The sequence below is a fragment of the Barnesiella viscericola DSM 18177 genome, assembly GCF_000512915.1.
Classification (GTDB): Bacteria; Bacteroidota; Bacteroidia; order Bacteroidales; family Barnesiellaceae; genus Barnesiella; species Barnesiella viscericola.
Genome location: NZ_CP007034.1, coordinates 2,983,329 through 3,004,843, shown reverse-complemented (window position 1 = coordinate 3,004,843; position 21,515 = coordinate 2,983,329). Strand labels below are relative to the sequence as shown.

At 55.4% G+C, this 21,515-nt stretch carries 17 protein-coding genes; 12 read left to right on the top strand and 5 right to left on the bottom strand.

Annotated features, from left to right (window positions below; genetic code table 11):
* Positions 1 to 149: 149 nt before the first annotated feature.
* Together tig and BARVI_RS12525 are read right to left on the bottom strand one after the other, a co-directional pair.
* Positions 150 to 1,511 carry a trigger factor gene (gene tig, locus BARVI_RS12530; RefSeq protein ID WP_025279527.1) on the bottom strand — a complete coding sequence of 454 codons (1,362 nt, stop codon included), beginning with the start codon at positions 1,509 to 1,511 and terminating at the stop codon, positions 150 to 152.
* 205 nt (positions 1,512 to 1,716) lie between these two features.
* Complete coding sequence (locus tag BARVI_RS12525) at positions 1,717 to 2,178, bottom strand: hypothetical protein (protein ID WP_157232599.1); 462 nt, start codon at positions 2,176 to 2,178, stop codon at positions 1,717 to 1,719.
* Positions 2,179 to 2,567: 389 nt separating this feature from the next.
* Between BARVI_RS12525 and BARVI_RS12520 the strand changes: the two genes are divergently transcribed.
* From BARVI_RS12520 to BARVI_RS12465, 12 genes are all read left to right on the top strand, one after another.
* Complete coding sequence (locus BARVI_RS12520; protein ID WP_025279525.1) at positions 2,568 to 3,413, top strand: prephenate dehydratase; 846 nt, start codon at positions 2,568 to 2,570, stop codon at positions 3,411 to 3,413.
* A complete protein-coding gene (locus BARVI_RS12515; protein ID WP_025279524.1) occupies positions 3,388 to 4,575 on the top strand; it encodes a pyridoxal phosphate-dependent aminotransferase in 1,188 nt (395 codons plus the stop codon). The genes BARVI_RS12520 and BARVI_RS12515 overlap by 26 nt, the downstream gene beginning before the upstream one ends.
* A 15-nt stretch (positions 4,576 to 4,590) precedes the next feature.
* Positions 4,591 to 5,655, top strand: a complete 1,065-nt coding sequence (locus BARVI_RS12510) for a bifunctional 3-deoxy-7-phosphoheptulonate synthase/chorismate mutase type II (protein ID WP_025279523.1) — start codon at positions 4,591 to 4,593, stop codon at positions 5,653 to 5,655.
* 28 nt (positions 5,656 to 5,683) lie between these two features.
* Positions 5,684 to 6,457 carry a prephenate dehydrogenase gene (locus BARVI_RS12505; protein ID WP_025279522.1) on the top strand — a complete coding sequence of 258 codons (774 nt, stop codon included), beginning with the start codon at positions 5,684 to 5,686 and terminating at the stop codon, positions 6,455 to 6,457.
* Positions 6,458 to 6,725: 268 nt separating this feature from the next.
* On the top strand, positions 6,726 to 6,905 hold the full coding sequence (locus BARVI_RS12500) for a hypothetical protein (protein WP_025279521.1): 180 nt from the start codon (positions 6,726 to 6,728) through the stop codon (positions 6,903 to 6,905).
* Positions 6,906 to 6,933: 28 nt separating this feature from the next.
* A complete protein-coding gene (gene dxs, locus BARVI_RS12495; protein WP_025279520.1) occupies positions 6,934 to 8,832 on the top strand; it encodes a 1-deoxy-D-xylulose-5-phosphate synthase in 1,899 nt (632 codons plus the stop codon).
* A gap of 25 nt (positions 8,833 to 8,857) precedes the next feature.
* Entirely contained in the window at positions 8,858 to 10,192 is a 1,335-nt protein-coding gene (gene trkA, locus BARVI_RS12490) for a Trk system potassium transporter TrkA (protein WP_025279519.1), read from the top strand.
* Positions 10,193 to 10,210: 18 nt separating this feature from the next.
* Positions 10,211 to 11,674, top strand: a complete 1,464-nt coding sequence (locus BARVI_RS12485; RefSeq protein ID WP_038534402.1) for a TrkH family potassium uptake protein — start codon at positions 10,211 to 10,213, stop codon at positions 11,672 to 11,674.
* A gap of 263 nt (positions 11,675 to 11,937) precedes the next feature.
* Positions 11,938 to 14,496: an FtsK/SpoIIIE family DNA translocase gene (locus BARVI_RS12480; RefSeq protein ID WP_025279517.1), complete on the top strand. Its 2,559-nt coding sequence runs from the start codon at positions 11,938 to 11,940 to the stop codon at positions 14,494 to 14,496.
* Positions 14,493 to 15,134, top strand: coding sequence for a LolA family protein (locus BARVI_RS12475; protein ID WP_025279516.1), 642 nt, complete (start codon positions 14,493 to 14,495; stop codon positions 15,132 to 15,134). Before BARVI_RS12480 ends, BARVI_RS12475 begins: the two co-directional genes overlap by 4 nt.
* A 33-nt stretch (positions 15,135 to 15,167) precedes the next feature.
* Complete coding sequence (gene trxB, locus BARVI_RS12470; RefSeq protein ID WP_025279515.1) at positions 15,168 to 16,115, top strand: thioredoxin-disulfide reductase; 948 nt, start codon at positions 15,168 to 15,170, stop codon at positions 16,113 to 16,115.
* 172 nt (positions 16,116 to 16,287) lie between these two features.
* Positions 16,288 to 16,989 carry a Crp/Fnr family transcriptional regulator gene (locus BARVI_RS12465; RefSeq protein ID WP_025279514.1) on the top strand — a complete coding sequence of 234 codons (702 nt, stop codon included), beginning with the start codon at positions 16,288 to 16,290 and terminating at the stop codon, positions 16,987 to 16,989.
* Positions 16,990 to 17,090: 101 nt separating this feature from the next.
* On the opposite strand, the gene BARVI_RS12460 is transcribed toward BARVI_RS12465, so the two are convergent.
* From BARVI_RS12460 to BARVI_RS12450, 3 genes are all read right to left on the bottom strand, one after another.
* Positions 17,091 to 19,316: a glycoside hydrolase family 3 C-terminal domain-containing protein gene (locus tag BARVI_RS12460; protein ID WP_025279513.1), complete on the bottom strand. Its 2,226-nt coding sequence runs from the start codon at positions 19,314 to 19,316 to the stop codon at positions 17,091 to 17,093.
* Positions 19,317 to 19,448: 132 nt separating this feature from the next.
* A complete protein-coding gene (locus tag BARVI_RS12455) occupies positions 19,449 to 20,468 on the bottom strand; it encodes an AMP-binding protein (protein ID WP_025279512.1) in 1,020 nt (339 codons plus the stop codon).
* Entirely contained in the window at positions 20,459 to 21,514 is a 1,056-nt protein-coding gene (locus BARVI_RS12450) for an o-succinylbenzoate synthase (RefSeq protein WP_038534401.1), read from the bottom strand. Before BARVI_RS12450 ends, BARVI_RS12455 begins: the two co-directional genes overlap by 10 nt.
* Position 21,515 lies beyond the last annotated feature (1 nt).

Below are 21,515 nucleotides of genomic sequence, written 5' to 3'. Positions count from 1 at the left end.
CTACTTTTTTATCTTTATCTTTCACAAAAAATAATATATCGTGCGCAGCCCCTGCCCCACCACCCTTGCCGGGCGGAGCTCACTGCGACAAAAAGCCCCGAAAACGAGAGGTTCCGGGGCTTCTGAAAAGGTTTATATCAAACTCTTTTTTATTCGGCTGTTTCAAACAGTTTCTGGAATTTCTCCATCGATACCTCTTTGTGGTTGAGGGTTACCGACTCCTTGATAGCGGTTTGAATCTTTTGCTCGGTAGCCTGGTTGATGAGACGCGAACGGGTCTCTTTGCTCGACAGCATCTCGTTGCCATAGCGTTCGAGTACGTCGTCGGGCACACCGGTCATGCCGTATTGGGCGAACTGGCTGGCAGCTACCCGTTTGGCCAGAGCTTTCAAATCGTTGTCGTCGACATGAATATCGAACTGTTTTACGATTTGCTCCTTGATCAGCTGCCATTTCAAGTCGGGCACCATGCGAGAGTAATCGTCGTCGATGGTCTCGGCCTTACGCTCCTTGTCGGTAGCCAGCAACCAGCGTTTGAGGAATGCGTCGGGTAACTCGAAATCGCCTACGGCTTTTTCGATAGCAGCACGGGCGTCGATCGAGAACTTGTAGTCGCTTTCGGGAACCAACTGACGGGCAATCATCTCGCGCAATTTGGCGAAATACTCCTCCTCGCTCTTTACAACGTCTTTGCCGAACACGTTGTCGAACAGCTCCTGGTTCAACTCGGCCGGTTGCAGGTGTGTAATATCTGTCACTGTCATCTCAAAGTCGGCTGTCACATTGGCAGCTTTCTCCTTGTCGGTATTGAGCATCGAAGCGAGCTCGGCTACCGAGGCGTTGCAGCTCTTCGAGGGGTTGAACACCACCTTGTCGCCCTTCTTCACGCCGGCGAATTTGGCTTTCTCGTCGTCGCTCTTGAAGTAGTTGGGCGAAACAATCGTGCTCTCTACCGTGATGCCGCCTTCGAGAGGAGTGCCGTCACTGGCAAGCTCGACCATCGAACCCTTGATGAGGTCGCGCTCGTCGGTCGACTCGTCGACCGAAACCTGTTTGCCAAAGCGCGACAGGAAGGCTTCGTTCTGACGTTTTACCATGTCGTCGTCAACGGTAATCGTGTAGTAGGGAACCTTGATTTTTTTGTCGACTTTCACGTCCAATTCGGGAGCCAGGGCTACATCAAAACGGAAGGTGAAATCGTCTTGTGCATCGAGGTCGACCGTCATGTCTTCGGCCGTCATCGGCTCGCCCAGGATATTGAGCTTGTTGTCGCGGATATAATTGTACAGAGCTTCTGAAACCAAACGGTTTATCTCTTCTACCCGAACCGATTTTCCAAACATCTTCGTGAGGATGCTGAACGGTACTTTTCCCTTTCTGAAACCGGGGATATTGGCTTTCTGCCCGTAAGCGCGAAGAGATTTATCAACTTTGTCCTGATAATCGGCTTTCGTTATTTCAATCGAAATCACGGCGTTCAGGTTGTCGGTGTTTTGATGTGAAACGTTCATTCTTATCTATTTTATAAATTATTTATGTTTTTACTCGTTACTCTCTATTCCCTGCAAAAAGCGTGCAAATTTTGAGAGCGCAAAATTAGTGCTTATCTTTCGATAATCAAATTATTATTAAAATTTTTCTTATTGCAGGCCGGTTGTCCTCACCTTTCCAACCGCCCGATGGGAGGAAAGGCTCACCCTCAATGGGAGAGCCGCCTCACTTGGTATCGGCCATGAGTTGTTCAAAGAAATCGTCGAGCTCCTTGTCCATCTTCTCCCAGAAATCGTCGTGCAGATAGACATTCTCGTCGTCAAGGGTAACGAGGTCGGCCACCGGTTCCATTTCGGCATTCACCAGCACGACCGAGAAGGGCGATATGAAATCCAACGTGTGAAGAGCCTGGTTCACCTCGTCGTGTTCCAATACCTTTCTCAGCAAGGCAATCAATGCCGCTTCCGACGGCTCGCCTTCGTGAGCCGTGCGCCACTCGTCGAGCTCTTCGATGGTAGCCTGAGCCAGCACCCCGTCGGCATCGTCATACACGACAACCTGCTGGTCGTCATATTTCACCTGTACATACATGTCGGTCAGCGACATGGACTCTGCACGAGCCTTTTCCACAGCCGCACAAAAGGTCCCGCACAAAGCAGAGAAAAGTTTTTGTTCCGAAACTTCCATAACTCATTCCATTATTATGATTACAAAGGTAGTGAAAAAATGCGGGGTTCGTCCTCTCCCGCCCTTCTATTTTTCTTCCAAGCTCGGTGCACACCCAAACACAATGTACACGCAGCTCTCAAATGGAATAAAAAAATTATCGTTTTATCGAAAAATTTATAACGATTTGTTTGGATTGAAAAATGATTTCATTACATTTGCAACACGAAACTCACCACAGAGGAACAATGAAGAATTTTGATTTTGCATATTACTTTTACTTTTATTTTTATTTTGGGCCAAAATAAAAACGGGGTTTTATGCAAATAAACATGATGTAAAACAAGACAATAACACATATTCAATAAAATCCCGTTCATTGCACGAACGGGATTTTTTATTTTCGACCTATGAAGAAAAGAGTTACCATACAAGGCATAGCCGGTTGTTATCACGAAGCCGCCGCACGAGCCTATTTCGGCGAGGAGGATATTGAGACCGTCGCCTGCACCACCTTCCCCGAGATGTTCGACCGCATGGCGCACGACCACTCCCTGCTGGGCATCATGGCCATTGAGAATACCATCGCCGGCAGCCTGCTGCAAAATCACGAACTGCTGCGCAAAAGCAATCTAAACGTCGTGGGGGAATACAAATTACGCATCTCGCACGTGCTGGCAGCCCTGCCGGGCGAGAAACTCGACGACATTCGCGAGGTAAACTCCCACCCCATGGCACTGATGCAGTGCGGCGAGTTTCTCAAAGCCCACCCCCGCATGAAACTGGTGGAGAAGGACGACACGGCGGGCAGCGCACAGGAGATAGCCCAGCAACGGCTCGAAGGACATGCCGCCATTTGCGGCCGGCTGGCTGCCGAGATTTACGGACTGAACATTCTGGCCGAGGGCATCGAGACCAACAAGCGCAACTTCACCCGATTCCTCATCATGGCCGACCCGCTTTACAGCGACCTGCTCACCGCCGGCAAACGCATCAACAAGTCGTCGCTGGTATTCAGCCTGCCCCACACGCAGGGCAGTCTGTCGAAGGTGCTCACGATACTCTCCTTCTACGACATCAACCTGTCGAAAATCCAATCGATGCCCATCATCGGGCGGGAATGGGAATACCGCTTTTACATCGACCTCACCTTCGACAACTTCACCCGCTACAAACAGTCGCTCGAAGCCATACGACCATTGACCAAGAACTTCAAAATACTCGGAGAATATGCAGAATTCAACCAACCCCTTTGATACCATACGTCCCGCCAACCGGGTAAACAGCGTGAGCGAATACTACTTCTCGCGCAAATTGAAAGAGATTGCCGCGCTGAACGCCCGCGGGCTCGACATCATCAGCCTGGGTATTGGCGGCCCCGACCGACCGCCTCACACCGAGACCATCGAAACCTTGTGTGCCGAGAGCCGACGCCCCGACACGCACAGCTACCAGCCCTATGTGGGTATTCCCGAATTGCGCCGGGCGTTTGCCGACTGGTATGCCCGCTGGTACGGCGTAGAGCTCGACCCGCAACGGGAGATACAACCCCTTATCGGGTCGAAAGAGGGAATCCTGCACATCAGCCTTGCCTTCCTCAATCCCGGCGACGGAGTACTGGTGCCCAACCCCGGCTACCCCACTTACAGTTCGGTGAGCCGGCTGGCCGAAGCCGAGATTTTCACCTACGACCTCGACGAGGCAAACGGGTGGCAACCCGACTTCGACCAACTCGAATCGATGCCGCTCGACCGCATCAAACTCATGTGGGTCAACTACCCCAACATGCCCACCGGAGCCAACGCCTCGACCGAGCTCTTCACCCGGCTGGTGGAGTTTGGCCGGCGTCACGGCATCGTCATCGTCAACGACAATCCATACAGCTTTATCCTCAACGACCGGCCCCTCAGTCTGCTGTCGGTTCCCGGAGCCCGGGAGTGCTGCATCGAGATGAACTCGCTGAGCAAGTCGCACAACATGGCCGGTTGGCGCATCGGCATGCTGGCCTCCAACCCCCGGTTCGTCGAGTGGATATTGCGGGTAAAGAGCAATATCGACTCGGGCATGTTCCGCCCGTTGCAGAGTGCAGCCATCAAGGCACTCTCGTGCGGTCCCGAATGGTACGACGAGGTAAACCGCGTCTACCGCTCCCGCCGCCAGATAGCCGAACGAATCATGCAGGCACTCGACTGCCGCTACGACCCGTCGCAGGTGGGACTGTTCCTTTGGGGCCGAATCCCCGACACGGCACCCGACGCCGAGTCGCTGGCCGACCGGATACTTCACGAAGCCCGCGTCTTTGTCACCCCGGGATTCATCTTCGGTAGCCGCGGCAACCGCTACCTGCGCATCTCGCTCTGTGCCACCGAGGAGCGAATGAACGAAGCCTTACAACGAATCCAATCCGTAAAATTCTAAAACTTATATACCGTCATGAAAGATTTACAACCGATTTTACTGCCTGGGATCGACCGCAAACGCCCCCTCATCATAGCCGGCCCTTGCAGTGCCGAGACCGAAGAACAAGTCATGAACACCGCCCGCCAACTGGCCGAACAGGGTATCAAGATATTCCGCGCCGGAATATGGAAACCCCGCACCAAACCGGGAGGTTTCGAGGGTGTAGGCGTAGAAGGACTGGCCTGGCTCAAACGGGTAAAAGAGGAGACCGGCATGTACACTGCCACCGAGGTAGCTACCGAGCGCCACGTGTTCGAGGCCCTCAAACACGGCATCGACATCTTGTGGATAGGTGCCCGCACCACGGCCAACCCCTTTGCCGTGCAGGAGATTGCCGACGCCTTGAAAGGAGTGGATATTCCCGTACTGATCAAGAACCCCGTGAACCCCGACCTGGAACTGTGGATTGGAGCCGTCGAGCGCATCTACAACGCCGGTCTGCGCCGGCTGGGCGTAATCCACCGCGGGTTCAGCAGCTACGACAAGCACCTCTACCGCAACATGCCCCAGTGGCATATTCCCATCGAGTTGCGCCGCCGCCTGCCCAACCTGCCTATCTTCTGCGACCCCAGCCACATCGGCGGCAAGCGCGAACTGGTAGCTCCGCTCTGCCAGCAGGCAATGGACATGGGCTTCGACGGACTTATCGTCGAGTCGCACTGCGACCCCGACTGTGCATGGAGCGACAAGAACCAGCAGGTGACCCCCGAAGCGCTCTCCTACATACTCAACATGCTGGTGATTCGTGAAACGACCCAGACCACCGAGAACCTCGCAGAGCTGCGCAACCAGATAGACCAGCTCGACAACCAACTGCTCGAACTGCTGGCCAAGCGCATGCGCGTGTCGCGCGAGATAGGTCAATACAAGAAGGAGCACAGCATGCCCGTGTTGCAAACCTCGCGCTACGACGAGATTCTGCAAAAGCGCATGGCCCAGGCCGTGGAGTTGGGCATGGGTGCCGAGTTCATGAAAGAGGTGATGCAAGCCATTCACGAGGAGTCGGTACACCAGCAGATGGAGATTCTCAACCAATAGTCGTTTCATTCAACCACAGCGTTGCCCTATGAAAATAGTTATCCTCGGCGCCGGCAAGATGGGGTCGTTCTTTGCCGACGTACTCAGCTTCGACCACGAAGTTGCCCTCTACGACGTAGACCCCAACCGGCTGCGGTTTGCCTTCAACACCCTGCGCATGACCCGCCCCGAAGAGATAGGCGAGTTTGCCCCCGACCTGGTTATCAATGCGGCCACGGTCAAATACACCATCGAGGCCTTCGAGTCGGTACTCCCCTACCTGCCCGACCGCACGATCCTGTCGGACATCGCCTCGGTCAAGACCGGTCTGCCCGAGTTCTACGCCCGGGCGGGTCACCCCTTCGTATCGACCCACCCCATGTTCGGACCCACCTTTGCCAACCTCAGCGACCTGAGTACGCAACACGTCATCATCATCACCGAGGGCGACCACCTGGGCAAGGTCTTCTTCAAGGACATCTACCAGCGCCTGCGGCTCAACATCTTCGAGTACTCCTTCCGCGAACACGACGAGACCATCGCCTACTCCCTCTCGATACCCTTCACCTCGACCCTGGTGTTCGCCTCGATCATGAAGCACCAGGAGGCACCGGGCACCACCTTCAAGAAGCACATGGAGATAGCCCGCGGCCTGCTCTCGGAGGACGACTATCTGCTCACCGAGATTCTTTTCAATCCCAACACGCCCCAGCAAGTAAAACAGATACAGAAGCAGATGTCGGCCCTGCTCGACATCATCGAACATAAAGATACCGACCGCATGAAAGCGTACCTCACCCGGGTGCGGAAGAATATCGAGTGAGCGTTATCGGCCGATTCCTCTTTCGCCACAAACCCATCGAGATGGCGTGTTGCACGGGGAGCGACACGCCATCTTTGTTTTTTCTTCGTCCAGGACCCCGATTACATCACATTCGGCAATCGACTGATTATCTTATTATTACCTTCCCATCTCTTTTATTTATCCCGCGATTTTGGTATATTATTTTCTTTTCTTGCAAAAGAATATCTATATTTGTAGGTTGACTCGGGAGGTCGGTGTCAATACATCGAAAAACCAAAAATTTGATATGAGAAAATATAATGTGTTCCGCATTTCGTGTATCGCACTGCTATGGCTCTTTTGTGCCGTAACATTGATTCGGTCGAGAGGCATCGACGGGCAAGTGGTGTTTGCCGTCATCGCCTCGGGAATCATTGTATTCGTCCCCCTCTATAAACGGTGGAAACAAGAAAGCAAAGGCAAATGAGCCGTCGAGTCGATAAAAAGCTGTGACCATGGAACCCGAAAACATAGAACTACTCAAACAGATAAACTTCCCTGCCGACCTGCGCAAACTGCCGGTCGAAAAGCTGCCCGAGGTGTGTGCCGAGATACGCCGCTTCCTCATCGACTCGCTGGCCCATAACCCGGGACACTTCGGGTCGAGCATGGGTGCCGTCGAGCTGACCGTAGCCCTGCACTACGTGTTCGACACCCCCTACGACCGCATCGTGTGGGACGTGGGGCACCAGGCCTACGGACACAAGATTCTCACCGGCCGTCGCGAGCAGTTTGACACCATACGCAAACTGAACGGACTGAGCGGGTTCCCCAACCCGGCCGAGAGCGAATACGACGCCTTCATCGCCGGGCACGCCTCCAACTCCATATCGGCCGCCCTGGGCATGGCCATCGCCACCCGTCTGAAACACGAGCAGAAAGAGCGCAAAGTGATTGCCGTAATCGGTGACGCCTCCATCGCGGGCGGATTGGCCTTTGAAGGATTGAACAACGCCTCGATCAATCCCAATAATCTGCTCATCATTCTCAACGACAACGATATGGCCATCGACCATAACGTGGGCGGATTGAACGAATATCTGGTCAACATCACCACCTCGCGCGGATACAACAAACTGCGCTACGACGCCTACCGTACCCTGCGACGCTTCAACCTCATCGACGAGGAGCACCGGGGTGCCATACTGCGTTTCAACAACAGTCTGAAAGCGCTGCTCACCAAGCAGCAGAACATATTCGAGGGGCTCGACATTCGCTATTTCGGCCCCATCGACGGACACAACGTCATCAACATCGTCAACAAGCTGAACGACATCAAGAACATGACGGGGCCCAAGATACTGCACCTGCGCACCATCAAGGGCAAGGGATATGCACCGGCCGAGAAAGAGCCCACCATCTGGCACGCGCCCGGCTGTTTCAACCCTGCTACGGGCGAACGCAAGAGCGACCCCGAGGGGAACAAGCCGCCCAAGTTCCAGGACGTCTTCGGCCACACGCTGGTCGAGCTGGCCGAGAAGAACGACAAGATTACCGTCATCACGCCGGCCATGCCCACGGGCAGCTCGTCGTGCTTCATGATGGAGCGCTTCCCGCACCGGTCGTTCGACGTGGGCATCTCCGAAGAGCATGCCGTCACTTTTGCCGCCGGGCTGGCCAAAGAGGGACTGCAACCGTTTTGCAGCATCTACTCGACCTTCCTGCAAAGAGCCTTCGACGAGGTGATACACGACGTGGCCATACAGAATCTGCCTGTTATCTTCTGCATCGACCGGGCCGGACTGGTGGGCGAAGACGGTGTAACCCACCACGGGGTCTTCGACATCAGCTACCTGCGCTGCATTCCAAACATGACCCTCGCCGCCCCCATGGACGAGCACACCCTGCGGCACCTCATGTACACGGCCCAGTTGCTCAACCACGGCCCCTTTGCCATACGCTATCCGCGGGGAAGCGGCAGTCAGGTCGACTGGCGATGCCCCATGCACGAGATACCCATCGGCAAGGGGCGGCAACTCTGCGAAGGCGACGACCTGGCCGTGCTCAGCATCGGGCCCGTCGGGGTCGACGCTCTGCATGCCGTGCAACGAGCCCGGGAGGCAGGCATACAGGCGGCACTCTACGACATGATATTTGTCAAGCCGCTCGACGAAGAGATACTGCACCAAGTAGGCAAAAAATACAAAAGAATCATCACCCTCGAAGATGGCTGCATCACTGGCGGATTCGGGAGCGCCGTGCTGGAATTTATGGCCGACAACGGCTATGCCCCACGCATCAAACGGCTGGGAATACCCGACCGCTTCATAGCCCAGGGCTCGGTCAAAGAGCTACACCGGTTGTGCGGCATCGACGAAGAGAGCATTTATGCGACCCTCACGGGGAATTGGTAAAAATGAAAGTATAAGGGTATTAATTATGAAAATCATCATCGCCGGAGCCGGAGAGGTGGGAACCCACCTGGCCAAGCTACTCTCCCGGGAAGAGCAGGACATTATCCTGATTGACAACAACGAAGAGAAGCTGAGGGAACTCGACGCCAATTACAACCTCATGACAATCGTGGGCAACCCCACTGCATTCCAAACATTAGAGCAGGCCAAAGTTCACCAGGCCGACCTCTTTATCGCCGTCATGCCATTCGAGACCCGCAACATCATGGCTTGCACCATGGCCTCGAAACTGGGTGCCAAAAAGACCTTGGCCCGGGTCGACAACTACGAATATCTGTTGCCCGAGAACAAAAGTTTCTTCGACTCGCTGGGGGTAAACGAACTCATCTACCCCGAAAAGCTGGCGGCCGAAGAGGTTATCACCGCCTTGCGACACACCTGGACCCGCAACTGGTTCGAGTTGTGCAACGGCGAGCTCATCGTGCTGAGTGTCAAACTGCATGAAAATGCCAAGATTCTCAACAAGAAACTCTACGAACTCACCACCGCCGACAGCCAATATCACATTGCGGCCATCAAGCGATTGCACGAGACTATCATACCGCGCGGTAACGACGAAATCAAGGTGGGCGACATCGCCTATTTCACCACCACGCCCAACCACATACAGGAGATTCAGCAACTCTCGGGCGAAAGCGAGGCCGAAATCCACAAAATCATGATCATGGGAGGCAGCCGCATCGCCATTCGCATCTCGGGCTACGCTCCCGACGACATGGACATCAAGCTCATCGAGTGCGACCGACAGAAGAGCTACAAGCTGGCCGAATACATGAACGACGTGATCATTATCCAGGGCGACGGACGCAACGTCGACCTGCTGAAAGAGGAGGGCATTCGCGACATGGACGCCTTCATTGCCCTCACCGACAGCTCCGAGACCAACATCTTGGCCTGCCTCACCGCCAAAGAGCTAGGGGTAAAAAAGACCATCGCCGAGGTCGAGAACCTGCAATTCATCTCCACGGCCGAACGGTTGAATATCGGCAACATCATCAACAAGAAACTGCTGGCGGCCAGCCGCATCTTCCAGCTGCTGCTCGATGAAGACTCGTCGAATGCCAAGTGTCTGGCCCTGTCGGACGCCGAAGTGATGGAACTGGTGGCCAAGGAGAACTCCAAAATCACCAAGGCCCCGGTGAAGGAGCTGAAACTCCCGTCGGACCTGACCATCGGTGGTCTGGTGCGCAACGGCCACGGTATGATCGTGACCGGTAATACCTGGATACAACCCAATGACCACGTCGTAATCTTCTGTCTCGACACGGCCCTGCACAAAATAGACAAGTTGTTCAATTAGGGAGGGGGAACGAAAAATATGGCAAAAATCAATGTTCGCGTCATACTGAAATTCATCGGAATGTTGCTGTGCATGGAGGCGGTATTCATGCTCGTTCCCTATTTCGTCGCTCTCTTCTACGGTGACGGCGATGCTCCGGCCTTCCTGCTGTCGACCCTGATTACAGCCTTCACGGGCGGACTGCTGTTCTACCTGTTCAGGAATGCCCGCAACGAGGTAGGCAAACGCGAGAGCTACCTGATTGTCACCTCGATATGGTTCTTCTTCACCGTCTTCGGCATGTTGCCCTTCTGCCTCATGTCCAACCCGTTGAGCATTACCGACGCCTTCTTTGAATCGGTATCGGGATTGACCACCACCGGTGCCTCTATTCTTGTAAATGTCGAGGCCATGCCCCACGGCATTCTCTTTTGGCGCAGCTTTATCCAGCTCATCGGCGGTATGGGTATTATCCTCTTGACCATCGCCATACTCCCCATGCTCAACCACCAGGGCGGATTGTTCCTTTTCAACTCCGAAGTGACGGGTATCTCGCACGAAAAGCTGAAACCCAAGATTGGCGAGACCTCCAAGAAACTGTGGTACGTATATGTATCGCTCACCGCCATACTCTGTCTGCTGCTATGCCTGGGCCCGATGGAGCCCTTCGATGCCGTCTGCCACGCATTCAGTACCATGGCCACGGGTGGATTCTCGACCAAGCAGGCCAGCCTCAACTACTGGAATTCGGCTTACATCGACTATGTCATCACCATATTTACTTTCTTCGCCGGCATCAACTTTGCCCTGGTTTACCGGGCGGTCACCGGCGATTTTAAACGGCTCTTTTCCAACGAGGAGACGCGATGGTACACCTTTATCGTGATAGGAGCCACCCTTGTGGTAACAGCCGGATTGTATGCAACGGGACAGAACGACTCGTTTGAAGAAACCCTGCGGGTATCGCTCGCCCAAGTAGTCACGGTCATCACCAGTACGGGCTATACGGTAGGCGACTATGTGGCGTGGGGGCCCTTCTTCACCACGGTATTCCTGCTGCTCATGTTCTTCGGAGCCTGTGCGGGCTCGACCTGCGGTGGTGCCAAGATAGACCGGTTGGTGGTACTCGCCAAGAACACGCGCAACGAATTTTTCCGGGCAATTCACCCCAATGCCATACTGCCGGTTCGGGTCAATGGCAAGGCTATTTCGCACGAGGTGGTCTCCAAGATTCTGGCCTTTATCCTGGTATATGTCATGGTGCTCATTGCCGGCTCCATTATCCTGACGGCCCTGGGTCTCTCGATAGAGGAATCGTTCGGCTCGACTCTCTCGTGCCTGAGCAACATCGGCCCGGGTGCCGGAGCCACCGGTCCTGTCGGAAGCTACGCCTTTATTCCCGATGTAGGTAAGTGGACACTCTCGTTCATCATGCTCATCGGCCGTCTCGAACTGTTCACGGTGCTTATCCTGTTTACCTCCTATTTCTGGAAGAACTCGTAAAACACAAGGTTCGCCCCAAATGATTAGCTCCCCCCAATTGGACTCGACCGGGAAGGGAGGCGAATACAGGAGGCGGCTCGGCCAAGCCTAAACATGAAAACTTCGTTTTCCGTTTGTCTTTGCTCTCGCCTTTCGCTATATTTACAGAATACAGGAGGCGGCTCGGCCAAGCCTAAACATGAAAACTTTGTTTTCCGTTTGTCTTTGCTCTCGCCTTTTCGTATATTTGTACCTTATTAAGTTGTATAGATACTCTATTCGATATGCCTACCAATCAAGACGAAACCCAAATACAATCCACTCCCCTGGAAGGAGCTACACCTGCCGAAGGATCGGTTCAGGAGGAGAAACCCCGCAAAGGCCTGTTCAAGAACGAACAGGCAAGTTTTATCACGGGGATAATTCTCATTATCTTTTCGGTCTACCTCACCATCTCGTTCATCTCGTTTTTCTTCACCGGGAGTGCCGACCAGAGCAAAATCGAAAACCTGTCGGTGGGCGAACTCTCGTCGATAAGCAACGACATACAGAACTGGACAGGAGCTTTCGGAGCCTATCTCTCCAACCTCATGATCAATCGGTGGATGGGTATCTCGGCCTTCATCGTGGCTCTGTGGCTCTATGTGGTAGGGCGCCGCTTCATCAAGGTAGCGCACACGCGCATGATACGCTTCACCATCAGTTGCGCCCTCTCCATCATCGTGCTCTCGCTCTTCTTCGGTTTCATCTTCCTGCACAGCTACAACCACACCTTCCTCTACCTGGGCGGCTACCACGGCTACTACACCACCCAATGGCTCAACGCCTGGATAGGACCTTGGGGCACGGCCCTGCTCATTGCGGCACTTACCATCGTGCTGCTGGTGCACCTCAGCTACAAGACTATCGACTACATACGTAGGGCCTCTTCGGTCAACCTCACCGGCCGGGCAATCCAGGCGATCAAACACAAGGCTGCCAAGGTATCGGAGGAGTCTCATGAAGAAGATGTTGATGATGAAAATAAGAACCAGATGACCGACGAGCCGGAAGTTCGAGCTGACGAACCGAAGGAGGAAACTTCGGCCAAGACCGAGCAGACGACAACCCATCAGTCAATCGAAACAACCGAAACGACTCCCGACGAGGAGCCTGTCGACTCGATGCCCGAATTTCTCGATGCTCCGGTAGAGCCCATACCTACCCCCGAGGAGATGCAGGAGAGCGCTACTCACGACCACGAAGAGCCCAAACGAATGACCATCGACACGGGCGATCCCTCGTTTGTCATCGAGACGGCCGAGACCGAGGAACTGGCTACGCAGGCGGCACCCATGGAGGACTACGACCCCACCAAAGACCTGTCGCACTACAAGCGGCCCACCTTCGACCTGCTCGACAAGCGCGAGAGCAGCGAGGTCGAAATCAACATGGAGGAACAGGCAGCCAACAAGAAGCTCATCACCGAGACGCTGAAAAACTACAACATCGGTATCAGCTCCATCACGGCCACCGTGGGCCCCACCGTCACCCTCTACGAAATCAAGCCCGAGGCCGGCGTGCGCATCGCCCGCATCAAAAGTCTCGAAAACGATATAGCCCTCAGCCTATCGGCACTGGGTATCCGCATCATCGCCCCCATTCCCGGCAAGGGAACGGTGGGTATCGAGGTGCCCAACAAAGACCCCAAAATGGTCTCGATGTACTCGGTACTCGCCTCGCGCAAGTTCCAGGAGTGCAAATACGAGTTGCCGCTGGCACTGGGCAAGAGCATTACCAACGAGGTATTCATTGCCGACCTCTGCAAGATGCCTCACATTCTGGTAGCCGGTGCTACGGGACAAGGTAAGTCGGTAGGACTGAATGCCATCATCACCTCGCTGCTCTACAAGAAGCACCCGGCCCAACTCAAATTCGTACTGGTCGACCCCAAGATGGTCGAGTTCAGCATCTACTCGTCCATCGAACGGCACTTCATGGCCAAGCTCCCCGATGCCGAGAAGGCGGTCATCACCGACAGCGACAAGGTTATCGCCACCCTCAACTCGCTCTGTATCGAGATGGACAACCGCTACGCTCTGCTGGCCAAGGCCAACGTGAGAACCATCAAGGAGTATAACGAGGAGTTTATCCACCGCCGGCTCAATCCCAACAACGGGCACAAGTTCATGCCCTATATCGTGGTGGTCATCGACGAGTTTGCCGACCTCATCATGATGGCCGGACGCGATGTCGAAATGCCTATCGCCCGTATCGCCCAGAAAGCCCGTGCCGTGGGTATCCACATGGTCATCGCCACCCAGCGCCCCTCGACGACGGTCATCACGGGTAACATCAAGGCCAACTTCCCGGCCCGTATCGCCTTCCGGGTGATGCAGATGGTCGACTCGCGCACCATTCTCGACGCCCCCGGTGCCAACCAGCTCATCGGCCGGGGCGACATGCTCTTCACCGAAGGGGGCGAATTGAAGCGTATCCAGTGCGCCTTCATCGACACGCCCGAGGTGAAACGCATCTGTGAATACATCAGCAAGCAACAGGGATACCCCGAAGCCTACGAACTGCCCGAATACAAGAACGCCGACAGCGACACGGGCGGAGGCAACGACATTGCCAACCGCGACCCCCTCTTCGAAGAGGCCGCCAAGATGATTGTCGTCTCGGGACAGGCATCGACCTCCTCGCTGCAACGGCGCTACTCCATCGGCTACAACCGGGCCGGCCGATTGATGGACCAACTCGAAGCCGCCGGCATCGTGGGTCCGAGCGAAGGAGGCAAACCGCGCCAGGTATTGATATCGGACATCATGGCCCTTGAAAACAAATTGGAATTAATGAAATGAAAATCAACCGCATTCTCCTATTCGTCGCCGCTCTCTTCGTCCTGGCCAGCCCCAAGGTGGCTCAGGCCCAAAGCGGTACGGCCGCACTCGACAAGGTGGTGGAAAAGTTCCGCCGCTCGGGTGACCTCTCGGCCAATTTCACCCTGACTCTCTACAACGCTCTGAACGAACCGGTCGACAAACAGTCCGGCACTATCAAGCTCGCGGGCAACAAGTTCTACTGGAAGACCCCCACCATGACCGTGTGGTATAACGGCCAGCTGCAATGGGCCTATGTCGCATCGACCCAGGAGGTGAACCTCACCGAGCCCACTGCCGCCGAGGTGGCCAGCATCAACCCCTATATCCTCATCAATACCTACAAACAGAACTTCACCGTCAAGGCGCTGAAATCGAAAAACAGCCAGTTGCGGGTGGCCGAACTCACCCCCAAAAAGAAGGGAACAAACATCGAGCGCGTGGTCATCACCGTCAACGCCTCGTCATGGACACCCCAGTCGTTCCAGCTCTATTACAGCGACCGCACCCGCAGCACCATTGTGTTGTCGAAATATACCGCCGGGCAAAACTTTCCCGACGCCACCTTTGTTTTCGACAAGAAACAGTACCCCAACGCCGAAATCATCGATTTACGCTAATTATTCACCTTTAAAATAGATAGAACAAAAGTTATGGAACAGAACGAACATATCCGTTGTCTTATCATCGGCTCCGGCCCTGCCGGTTACACGGCAGCCATCTATGCCGCACGTGCCAACCTCTCACCGGTCCTCTACGAGGGCATGCAACCCGGCGGTCAGCTCACGACGACCAGCGAAGTAGAAAATTTCCCCGGTTACCCCGATGGCCGATCGGGTCTTGACATGATGGAGGACTTGAAGAAACAGGCCGCCCGATTCGGTACCGACATTCGTCGGGGTATCGCTACCGCTGCCGACTTCTCGACCCGTCCCTACCGCATCACCATCGAAGGAGAAAAGGTGGTCGAAGCCGACACCGTCATCATTTCGACCGGAGCCTCGGCCAAGTATCTGGGTCTCCCCGACGAAGCCAAATATGCCGGCTTGGGCGTATCGGCCTGCGCCACATGCGACGGATTCTTCTACCGCAAGAAGATTGTAGCCGTGGTAGGAGGTGGCGATACCGCCTGCGAAGAGGCCGAATACCTGTCGCACCTCGCCTCGAAGGTCTATCTGATTGTGCGCAAAACCTTCCTGCGGGCCTCCAACATCATGCAACAGCGGGTTATCGAGAACCCCAACATCGAAATCCTGTTCGAGACCCAGGCCGAAGGTCTGTTCGGTGAGAACGGCGTAGAAGGGGTACATCTGGTCAAGGGGAAAGATACCGACCACGAAGAGCACTACGACCTCGCTATCGACGGCTTCTTCCTGGCCATCGGCCACAAGCCCAACACCGACATATTCAAAGGCTCGATCGATCTCGACGAAAACGGCTATATTGTTACCGACCCCTACACGACGGCTACCAACGTGCCCGGTGTATTTGCCGCCGGCGACGTGGCCGATCCCCGCTACCGCCAGGCCATCACGGCTGCCGCCTCGGGGTGCAAGGCCGCTATCGATGCCGAACGATACCTCGTCAATAACAAGCTATAAAAAACAGTTTTTGACTGAGCAGCTCAAAAGGAGAAAGATTTGAATCTTTCTCCTTATTTTTTATTGCTACAACTCTCGATTTATTATAAAAAACAAATGTTTTTACTCTTTTAAGAAACAATATATCAATTTTTTGCCTATTTTTGTGCTGTAAAACATAGTTATAAGGCAAATGGTCAAGAAAAGCACATTAGAGTCTATTCTGCAAAAAGAGATGTCTGACTTTTGGGCATTACTCGAAAATGAAGAAAAACGCACGATTGCCGAAAATTTCAAAATTCAGAACTACAAGAAAAACGAAATCATATACAGCGAAGGAGAGGATCCCTCGCAACTCATGTGCTTGCTGAAAGGGAAAGTCAAAATCTACAAAGACGGTGTGGGAGGCCGCAGCCAAATCATTCGGTTGATTCGTCCGGTTCAATATTTCGGTTACCGGGCCTACTTCTCGCGCGAGCCCTATGTCACGGCCGCTGCCGCCATCGAGAGTTCGACGGTAGGTTCCTTACCCATGCCGCTGGTCGAGGAGTATATCCGCAAGAACAACGGGCTGGCCTGGTTCTTCATCAAGGAGCTCTCCAACGACCTGGGCATCTCGGACGCCCGCACGGTGAACCTCACCCAGAAACACATTCGGGGTCGGCTGGCCGAGTCGCTGCTGGTGCTTAAAGAGAACTACGGTGTCGAGGAAGACGGGCTCACCCTCAACATCTACATGGCTCGGGAAGACTTGGCCAACCTCTCGAACATGACTACCTCGAATGCCATTCGCACCCTGTCGAGTTTTACCAACGAAAAGATCATTACCGTCGACGGCCGACGCATTCAAATCATCGACGAAGACCGGCTGCGCAAAATCAGCAAATTCGGATAATCCGCACACAATCTTCCCCCATATAAAGCAAGAAGCTGTCGCCCTCGGGGCGACAGCTTCTTGCGTATATCCGGTTCGATAAGCTAACGACTTCACCGAAACTATTTCAACTCAAACCCGGCCTTCGACCGAATGTCGCCCGAAGAGGCTCCTACCAGCACCTCAAATCGACCCGGTTCGGCTACCCACTCATGCTTCGCGTCGTCGAAATAAGAGAGGCTCGTGCGGTCGAGCAGGAACTCGACTTCACGACTTTCGCCCGGTTGCAGCATCACTTTCCGGAAGCCCTTCAACTCTTTCAGGGGGCGGGGCAACGCCGATTTCAGGTCGGACACATAGAGTTGCACCACCTCGGCACCGGCACGGCTACCCCTATTCTTCACCGTCAACCGCACCCGCAGGGTATCGGCGGCGGTCATCTGCTTGCGGTCGAGCGATACCTTACCATACTCGAAGGTGGTATAGCTCAGTCCATGACCGAAGCAGAAGAGCGGCTTGCTATCCTTTTGCAGATCGCTCCAACGGTAACCCACGAAAATATCGTCCCGATATACCTGCTTGTGGTCCACACCCGGATAGACCAGAGGGTCGTTCAAGGCATGGGCGTGGTAGTCTCCCAGTTGTTTGCCTATCGTGAAAGGCAATTTGCCCGAAGGATTCACGTCGCCTACCAGCACCGAAGCCAAGGCATTACCCGCCTCGCTGCCGCAATACCACCCCTCGACGATAGCCGGAACCCGGTCGGCCCAGGGCATCGCCACGCTATTGCCCGAGATGAGCACCACCACTGTGCGGGGATTGGCCGCGGCCAAGGCCTCGATCACCCGGTCCTGATTGTAGGGTAGACCGTAAGCAATCCGGTCGCCCCCCTCGCAATCCTGCTGGCTGTTCTTGTTAAGACCTCCGACAAATATCACATAGTCCGACTCCCGGGCCAAACCTACCGCTTCGGCCAGCAATTCTTCGGCCGAACGTGACTCCGACAGGTCGACCTTCGAGACCACACCGTTATACGAACCGTCGGTATTGCCCACATAACCCCGGGCATACACCACCTCGGCCGCATCGCCTACCCGGGCCCGCAGGCCGTCGAGCGGCGACACCTCATACCAGGCTTTCAGCGACGAACTGCCGCCGCCTACCGTCATCATCTTGATGGCATTCTCGCCCACGACCAGAATTTTCTTCGTCTTGTCCAGTGGTATGGGCAGCACGTTATCGCGATTCTGTAACAGCACGATACCCTCCTGGGCTATCTGCCGGGCTGCCAAAGCATGTGCCGGATTCTTGAACGACCCGAAGGGACGGTTCCGATTCATCGTCGTGCGATACATGAGTCGCAGGATATTCCGCACCTTCCCGTCGAGGACCGACTCGGGAATCTCTCCCTTCTTCAACAGATCGAGGAAGGGTTGTGCCAGAAAATAATGATTATAGGCATCGCTCGCACTCACGCCCAGACCGTCGGTACCGGTACCAAACTCCATATCGAGGCCGTTATAGGCCGACTCCACCGTGTTGTGTACCCCTCCCCAGTCGGAGATGACTACCCCGTCAAAGCCCCATTCGCCCCTCAATATGTCGTTGAGCAAATATTGGTTGTGGCAGCAATGCTGCCCCTTGTAGCGATTGTAGGCCCCCATGATGGCCCAGGCCTTGCCACGCTGCACGGCAGCCTGGAAGGCGGGCAGATAGAGCTCGTAGAGAGCCCGGTCGCTCACCTCCACATCGACCGCATAGCGGTCATACTCCTGGTTGTTCAAGGCAAAGTGCTTTACACAGGCGGCTACCCCGTTGGACTGTACCCCTTCGATATAAGGCACCACCATTTCGGAGGCCAGATAGGGGTCCTCGCCCATATATTCAAAATTACGTCCGTTCAACGGTGTGCGGTAGATATTCACCCCGGGGCCCAGCAACACATTCTTGTTCCGGTAGCGAGCCTCCTCACCTATCGAGCGGCCGTACAAGAGAGCCATCTCGGGGTTCCACGAAGCGGCCAGACAGGTCAGAGCCGGGAAGGCCATGCACGAGTCGTTGGTCCAACCGGCCTGCTCCCACTCGTCCCAAGCCACCTCGGCCCGTATGCCGTGCGGCCCGTCGGTCATCCAGTTCTCGGGCAAGCCCAATCGGGGAACCCCCGGCGAACTGAATTTCGATTGCGCGTGACACAAGGCCACCTTCTCTTCAAGGGTCATTCGCGACAAGGCATCTTCGATGCGCTCCTCGACAGGTTTCGTATCGTCCAGATAAACCGGAGTCTGGGCCGTAGCCACGCTCCCCAGCGAAAGAAGCAAGACTCCTACGAAATAGAAATAACGTTTCATGGTAAAAGCAAATGTGATTGTGGGAATAAAGGTAGTGATAAATCGGCTATCGAGCAATATCGCACCAGAAAATAAATTTACACAATGTCGACTTTCACCAAACAGCGCAGCCCAGCCCCAAAACAGACGGAATCAGGGTAACCGACGGATTACCTTGCCCGACGAGGTCTCGGCAAACGCCGGCAGATAAAAGAGCCGCCGAGGTACCTCGTAACGCCCTACCCGCTCCCGAATGCGAGCAAGCAAGGCGGCCTCGTCGGTCGCCGACAGGGGGTCACCCTCGATAGCGAGTGCCACACACTCGCCCCACTTTTCGTCGGCACAGGCGGCGATAAAGAAACGACGGGTAAAGAGGGGGGCAATCTGCTGCTCTATCCGCTCGGGGAAGACCTTGACACCCCCGCTGTTAATCACATGGTCATACCGCCCAATCCATCGGAAGCGGTGCTCGTCAATCAACTCGACCACATCGTTGGTGACCAACTCCTTGACCGCAAAATGGGGGGTGTGAATAACCAGACAGTCCCGGTTGTCGACCGAAAAGGTAATCTGCCCGAGAGCCCGATAGTTCATCGTGGGGTCACCGATACGGCGCAGAGCCACGTGCGAAACCGTCTCGGTCATGCCGTAGGTGGCGTAGGAACGAACGGGTAAGCCAGACAACCGCTCTTCGGCCACCGGCGGAAGCGGTGCTCCGCCGATAATGAGGGCACCCACCCGGGACAACCTCGCGCGCTGCGCATCGTCGCGCAACGACTCGACAACCTGTGCCGGAACCATCGCGGCAAAATCGATCCGCTCGTCGACCGACGCCAACGGACGGCTCGACGGCGGCACGACCAGCAAATCGGCTCCCGACAGGAGGGCCCGCACAATCATCATCTTGCCGGCAATGTAGTCGGGCGAGAGGCACAACAGCATCGTCGTTCCGTCCGTAATCTCGAAATAGTCGACCGTAAGCCGGGCCGACTCCTCCATGTCTTGTTTCAACAGCTTTATCGGCTTGGGAGCCCCGGTCGACCCCGAAGTATGCCCCCACACGAAATTGGTCGACGAATACCATTCGTCGAGGAAATCGGCCACCTGTGACGAGGCAACCGCCTGCACCTCTTCGCGAGTGCGGCACAACCGATGATTGAGGGTTATCTCCATGACAGTCCCGAAAAATCCCACTCCCTGGCGGGGTTGTAAAGCAACTGTTCGCCCACCTGTTCGAGCGGCGACGGTATGTTGTTGGTATAAAGTGCGCCGGTTCCCAACCCCTGCGGCATCTCCACGGGAAGGGTGGCGGTAAACTGGGCAATCGCATTCAGCCCCACATTCGACTCCAAGGCCGAGGTAATCCACCACCCCGCCCCGGCGACACGGGCGGCATCGATCCACTCCTGCGTTCCCGTGAAGCCCCCCACGAGCGAGGGCTTCAACACCACATACTGCGGGGCGACGGTTTCCAACAACGCACGCTTTTCGGCGGCACCGTTCACCCCGATCAGCTCCTCGTCGAGCGCAATCGGCAGGGGCGAAGTCTCGCACAGCCGGGCCATCGCCTCCCACTGGCCGGCCCGTATGGGCTGTTCGATGGAGTGGAGGTCATAGTCCGACAACCGTTTCAGGTACTCCAACGCCCGGTCGGGAGCGAAAGCACCGTTGGCATCGACCCGCAGTTCGATGACCTCACGGGGATACCGCCGGCGGATAAAGGCGAGCAGGTCGCACTCGTCGTCGAAGTCGATGGCTCCTATCTTCAACTTGATACACGAGAAGCCGGCAGCCAGCTTCTCCTCGATGCGCGCCGCCATGGTGCGCTTGTCGCCCATCCAGATCAGGCCGTTGATGGTGATGCCCCGCTGCCCGTCGGCAAAATCCGACGGGTAGACCACCCGCCGGCCGCCATGCCGCCAGTCGAGCAGAGCCGTCTCCACACCGAAGCGGATAGAACTCCACGCCGCAAGGTCGAGAGTGTCGTAACGGTCAATCTCGCGGCACACCTGTTGCAGCACGCTCTCATACTCGGGCCGGTCATCGGCTCCGAGCCCTCTGAACAGCGCACATTCGCCTACTCCGAACCGGTCGGGGTCGGGGTCGGCATCGTCCCACACCCGCACCAGGTAGGTCTCCTTGTCGGTGAGGATACCGCGCGAGGTTCCGCTCGGTACCTTGAAGTGCAGGGTATAGGGAGTGTAGCTCGCCTTCAACATC

Bases quoted from the DNA above. Each gene is read 5' to 3' on its own strand.
- BARVI_RS12510 (WP_025279523.1), top strand. From the start codon at position 4,591: ATGAAAGATTTACAACCGATTTTACTGCCTGGGATCGACCGCAAACGC.
- BARVI_RS12455 (WP_025279512.1), bottom strand. From the start codon at position 20,468: ATGGAGATAACCCTCAATCATCGGTTGTGCCGCACTCGCGAAGAGGTG.
- BARVI_RS12520 (WP_025279525.1), top strand. From the start codon at position 2,568: ATGAAGAAAAGAGTTACCATACAAGGCATAGCCGGTTGTTATCACGAA.
- dxs (WP_025279520.1), top strand. From the start codon at position 6,934: ATGGAACCCGAAAACATAGAACTACTCAAACAGATAAACTTCCCTGCC.
- BARVI_RS12500 (WP_025279521.1), top strand. From the start codon at position 6,726: ATGAGAAAATATAATGTGTTCCGCATTTCGTGTATCGCACTGCTATGG.
- trkA (WP_025279519.1), top strand. From the start codon at position 8,858: ATGAAAATCATCATCGCCGGAGCCGGAGAGGTGGGAACCCACCTGGCC.
- BARVI_RS12505 (WP_025279522.1), top strand. From the start codon at position 5,684: ATGAAAATAGTTATCCTCGGCGCCGGCAAGATGGGGTCGTTCTTTGCC.
- BARVI_RS12465 (WP_025279514.1), top strand. From the start codon at position 16,288: ATGGTCAAGAAAAGCACATTAGAGTCTATTCTGCAAAAAGAGATGTCT.
- BARVI_RS12525 (WP_157232599.1), bottom strand. From the start codon at position 2,178: ATGGAAGTTTCGGAACAAAAACTTTTCTCTGCTTTGTGCGGGACCTTT.
- BARVI_RS12475 (WP_025279516.1), top strand. From the start codon at position 14,493: ATGAAAATCAACCGCATTCTCCTATTCGTCGCCGCTCTCTTCGTCCTG.
- tig (WP_025279527.1), bottom strand. From the start codon at position 1,511: ATGAACGTTTCACATCAAAACACCGACAACCTGAACGCCGTGATTTCG.
- BARVI_RS12450 (WP_038534401.1), bottom strand. From the start codon at position 21,514: ATGTTGAAGGCGAGCTACACTCCCTATACCCTGCACTTCAAGGTACCG.
- BARVI_RS12515 (WP_025279524.1), top strand. From the start codon at position 3,388: ATGCAGAATTCAACCAACCCCTTTGATACCATACGTCCCGCCAACCGG.
- BARVI_RS12480 (WP_025279517.1), top strand. From the start codon at position 11,938: ATGCCTACCAATCAAGACGAAACCCAAATACAATCCACTCCCCTGGAA.
- BARVI_RS12485 (WP_038534402.1), top strand. From the start codon at position 10,211: ATGGCAAAAATCAATGTTCGCGTCATACTGAAATTCATCGGAATGTTG.
- trxB (WP_025279515.1), top strand. From the start codon at position 15,168: ATGGAACAGAACGAACATATCCGTTGTCTTATCATCGGCTCCGGCCCT.
- BARVI_RS12460 (WP_025279513.1), bottom strand. From the start codon at position 19,316: ATGAAACGTTATTTCTATTTCGTAGGAGTCTTGCTTCTTTCGCTGGGG.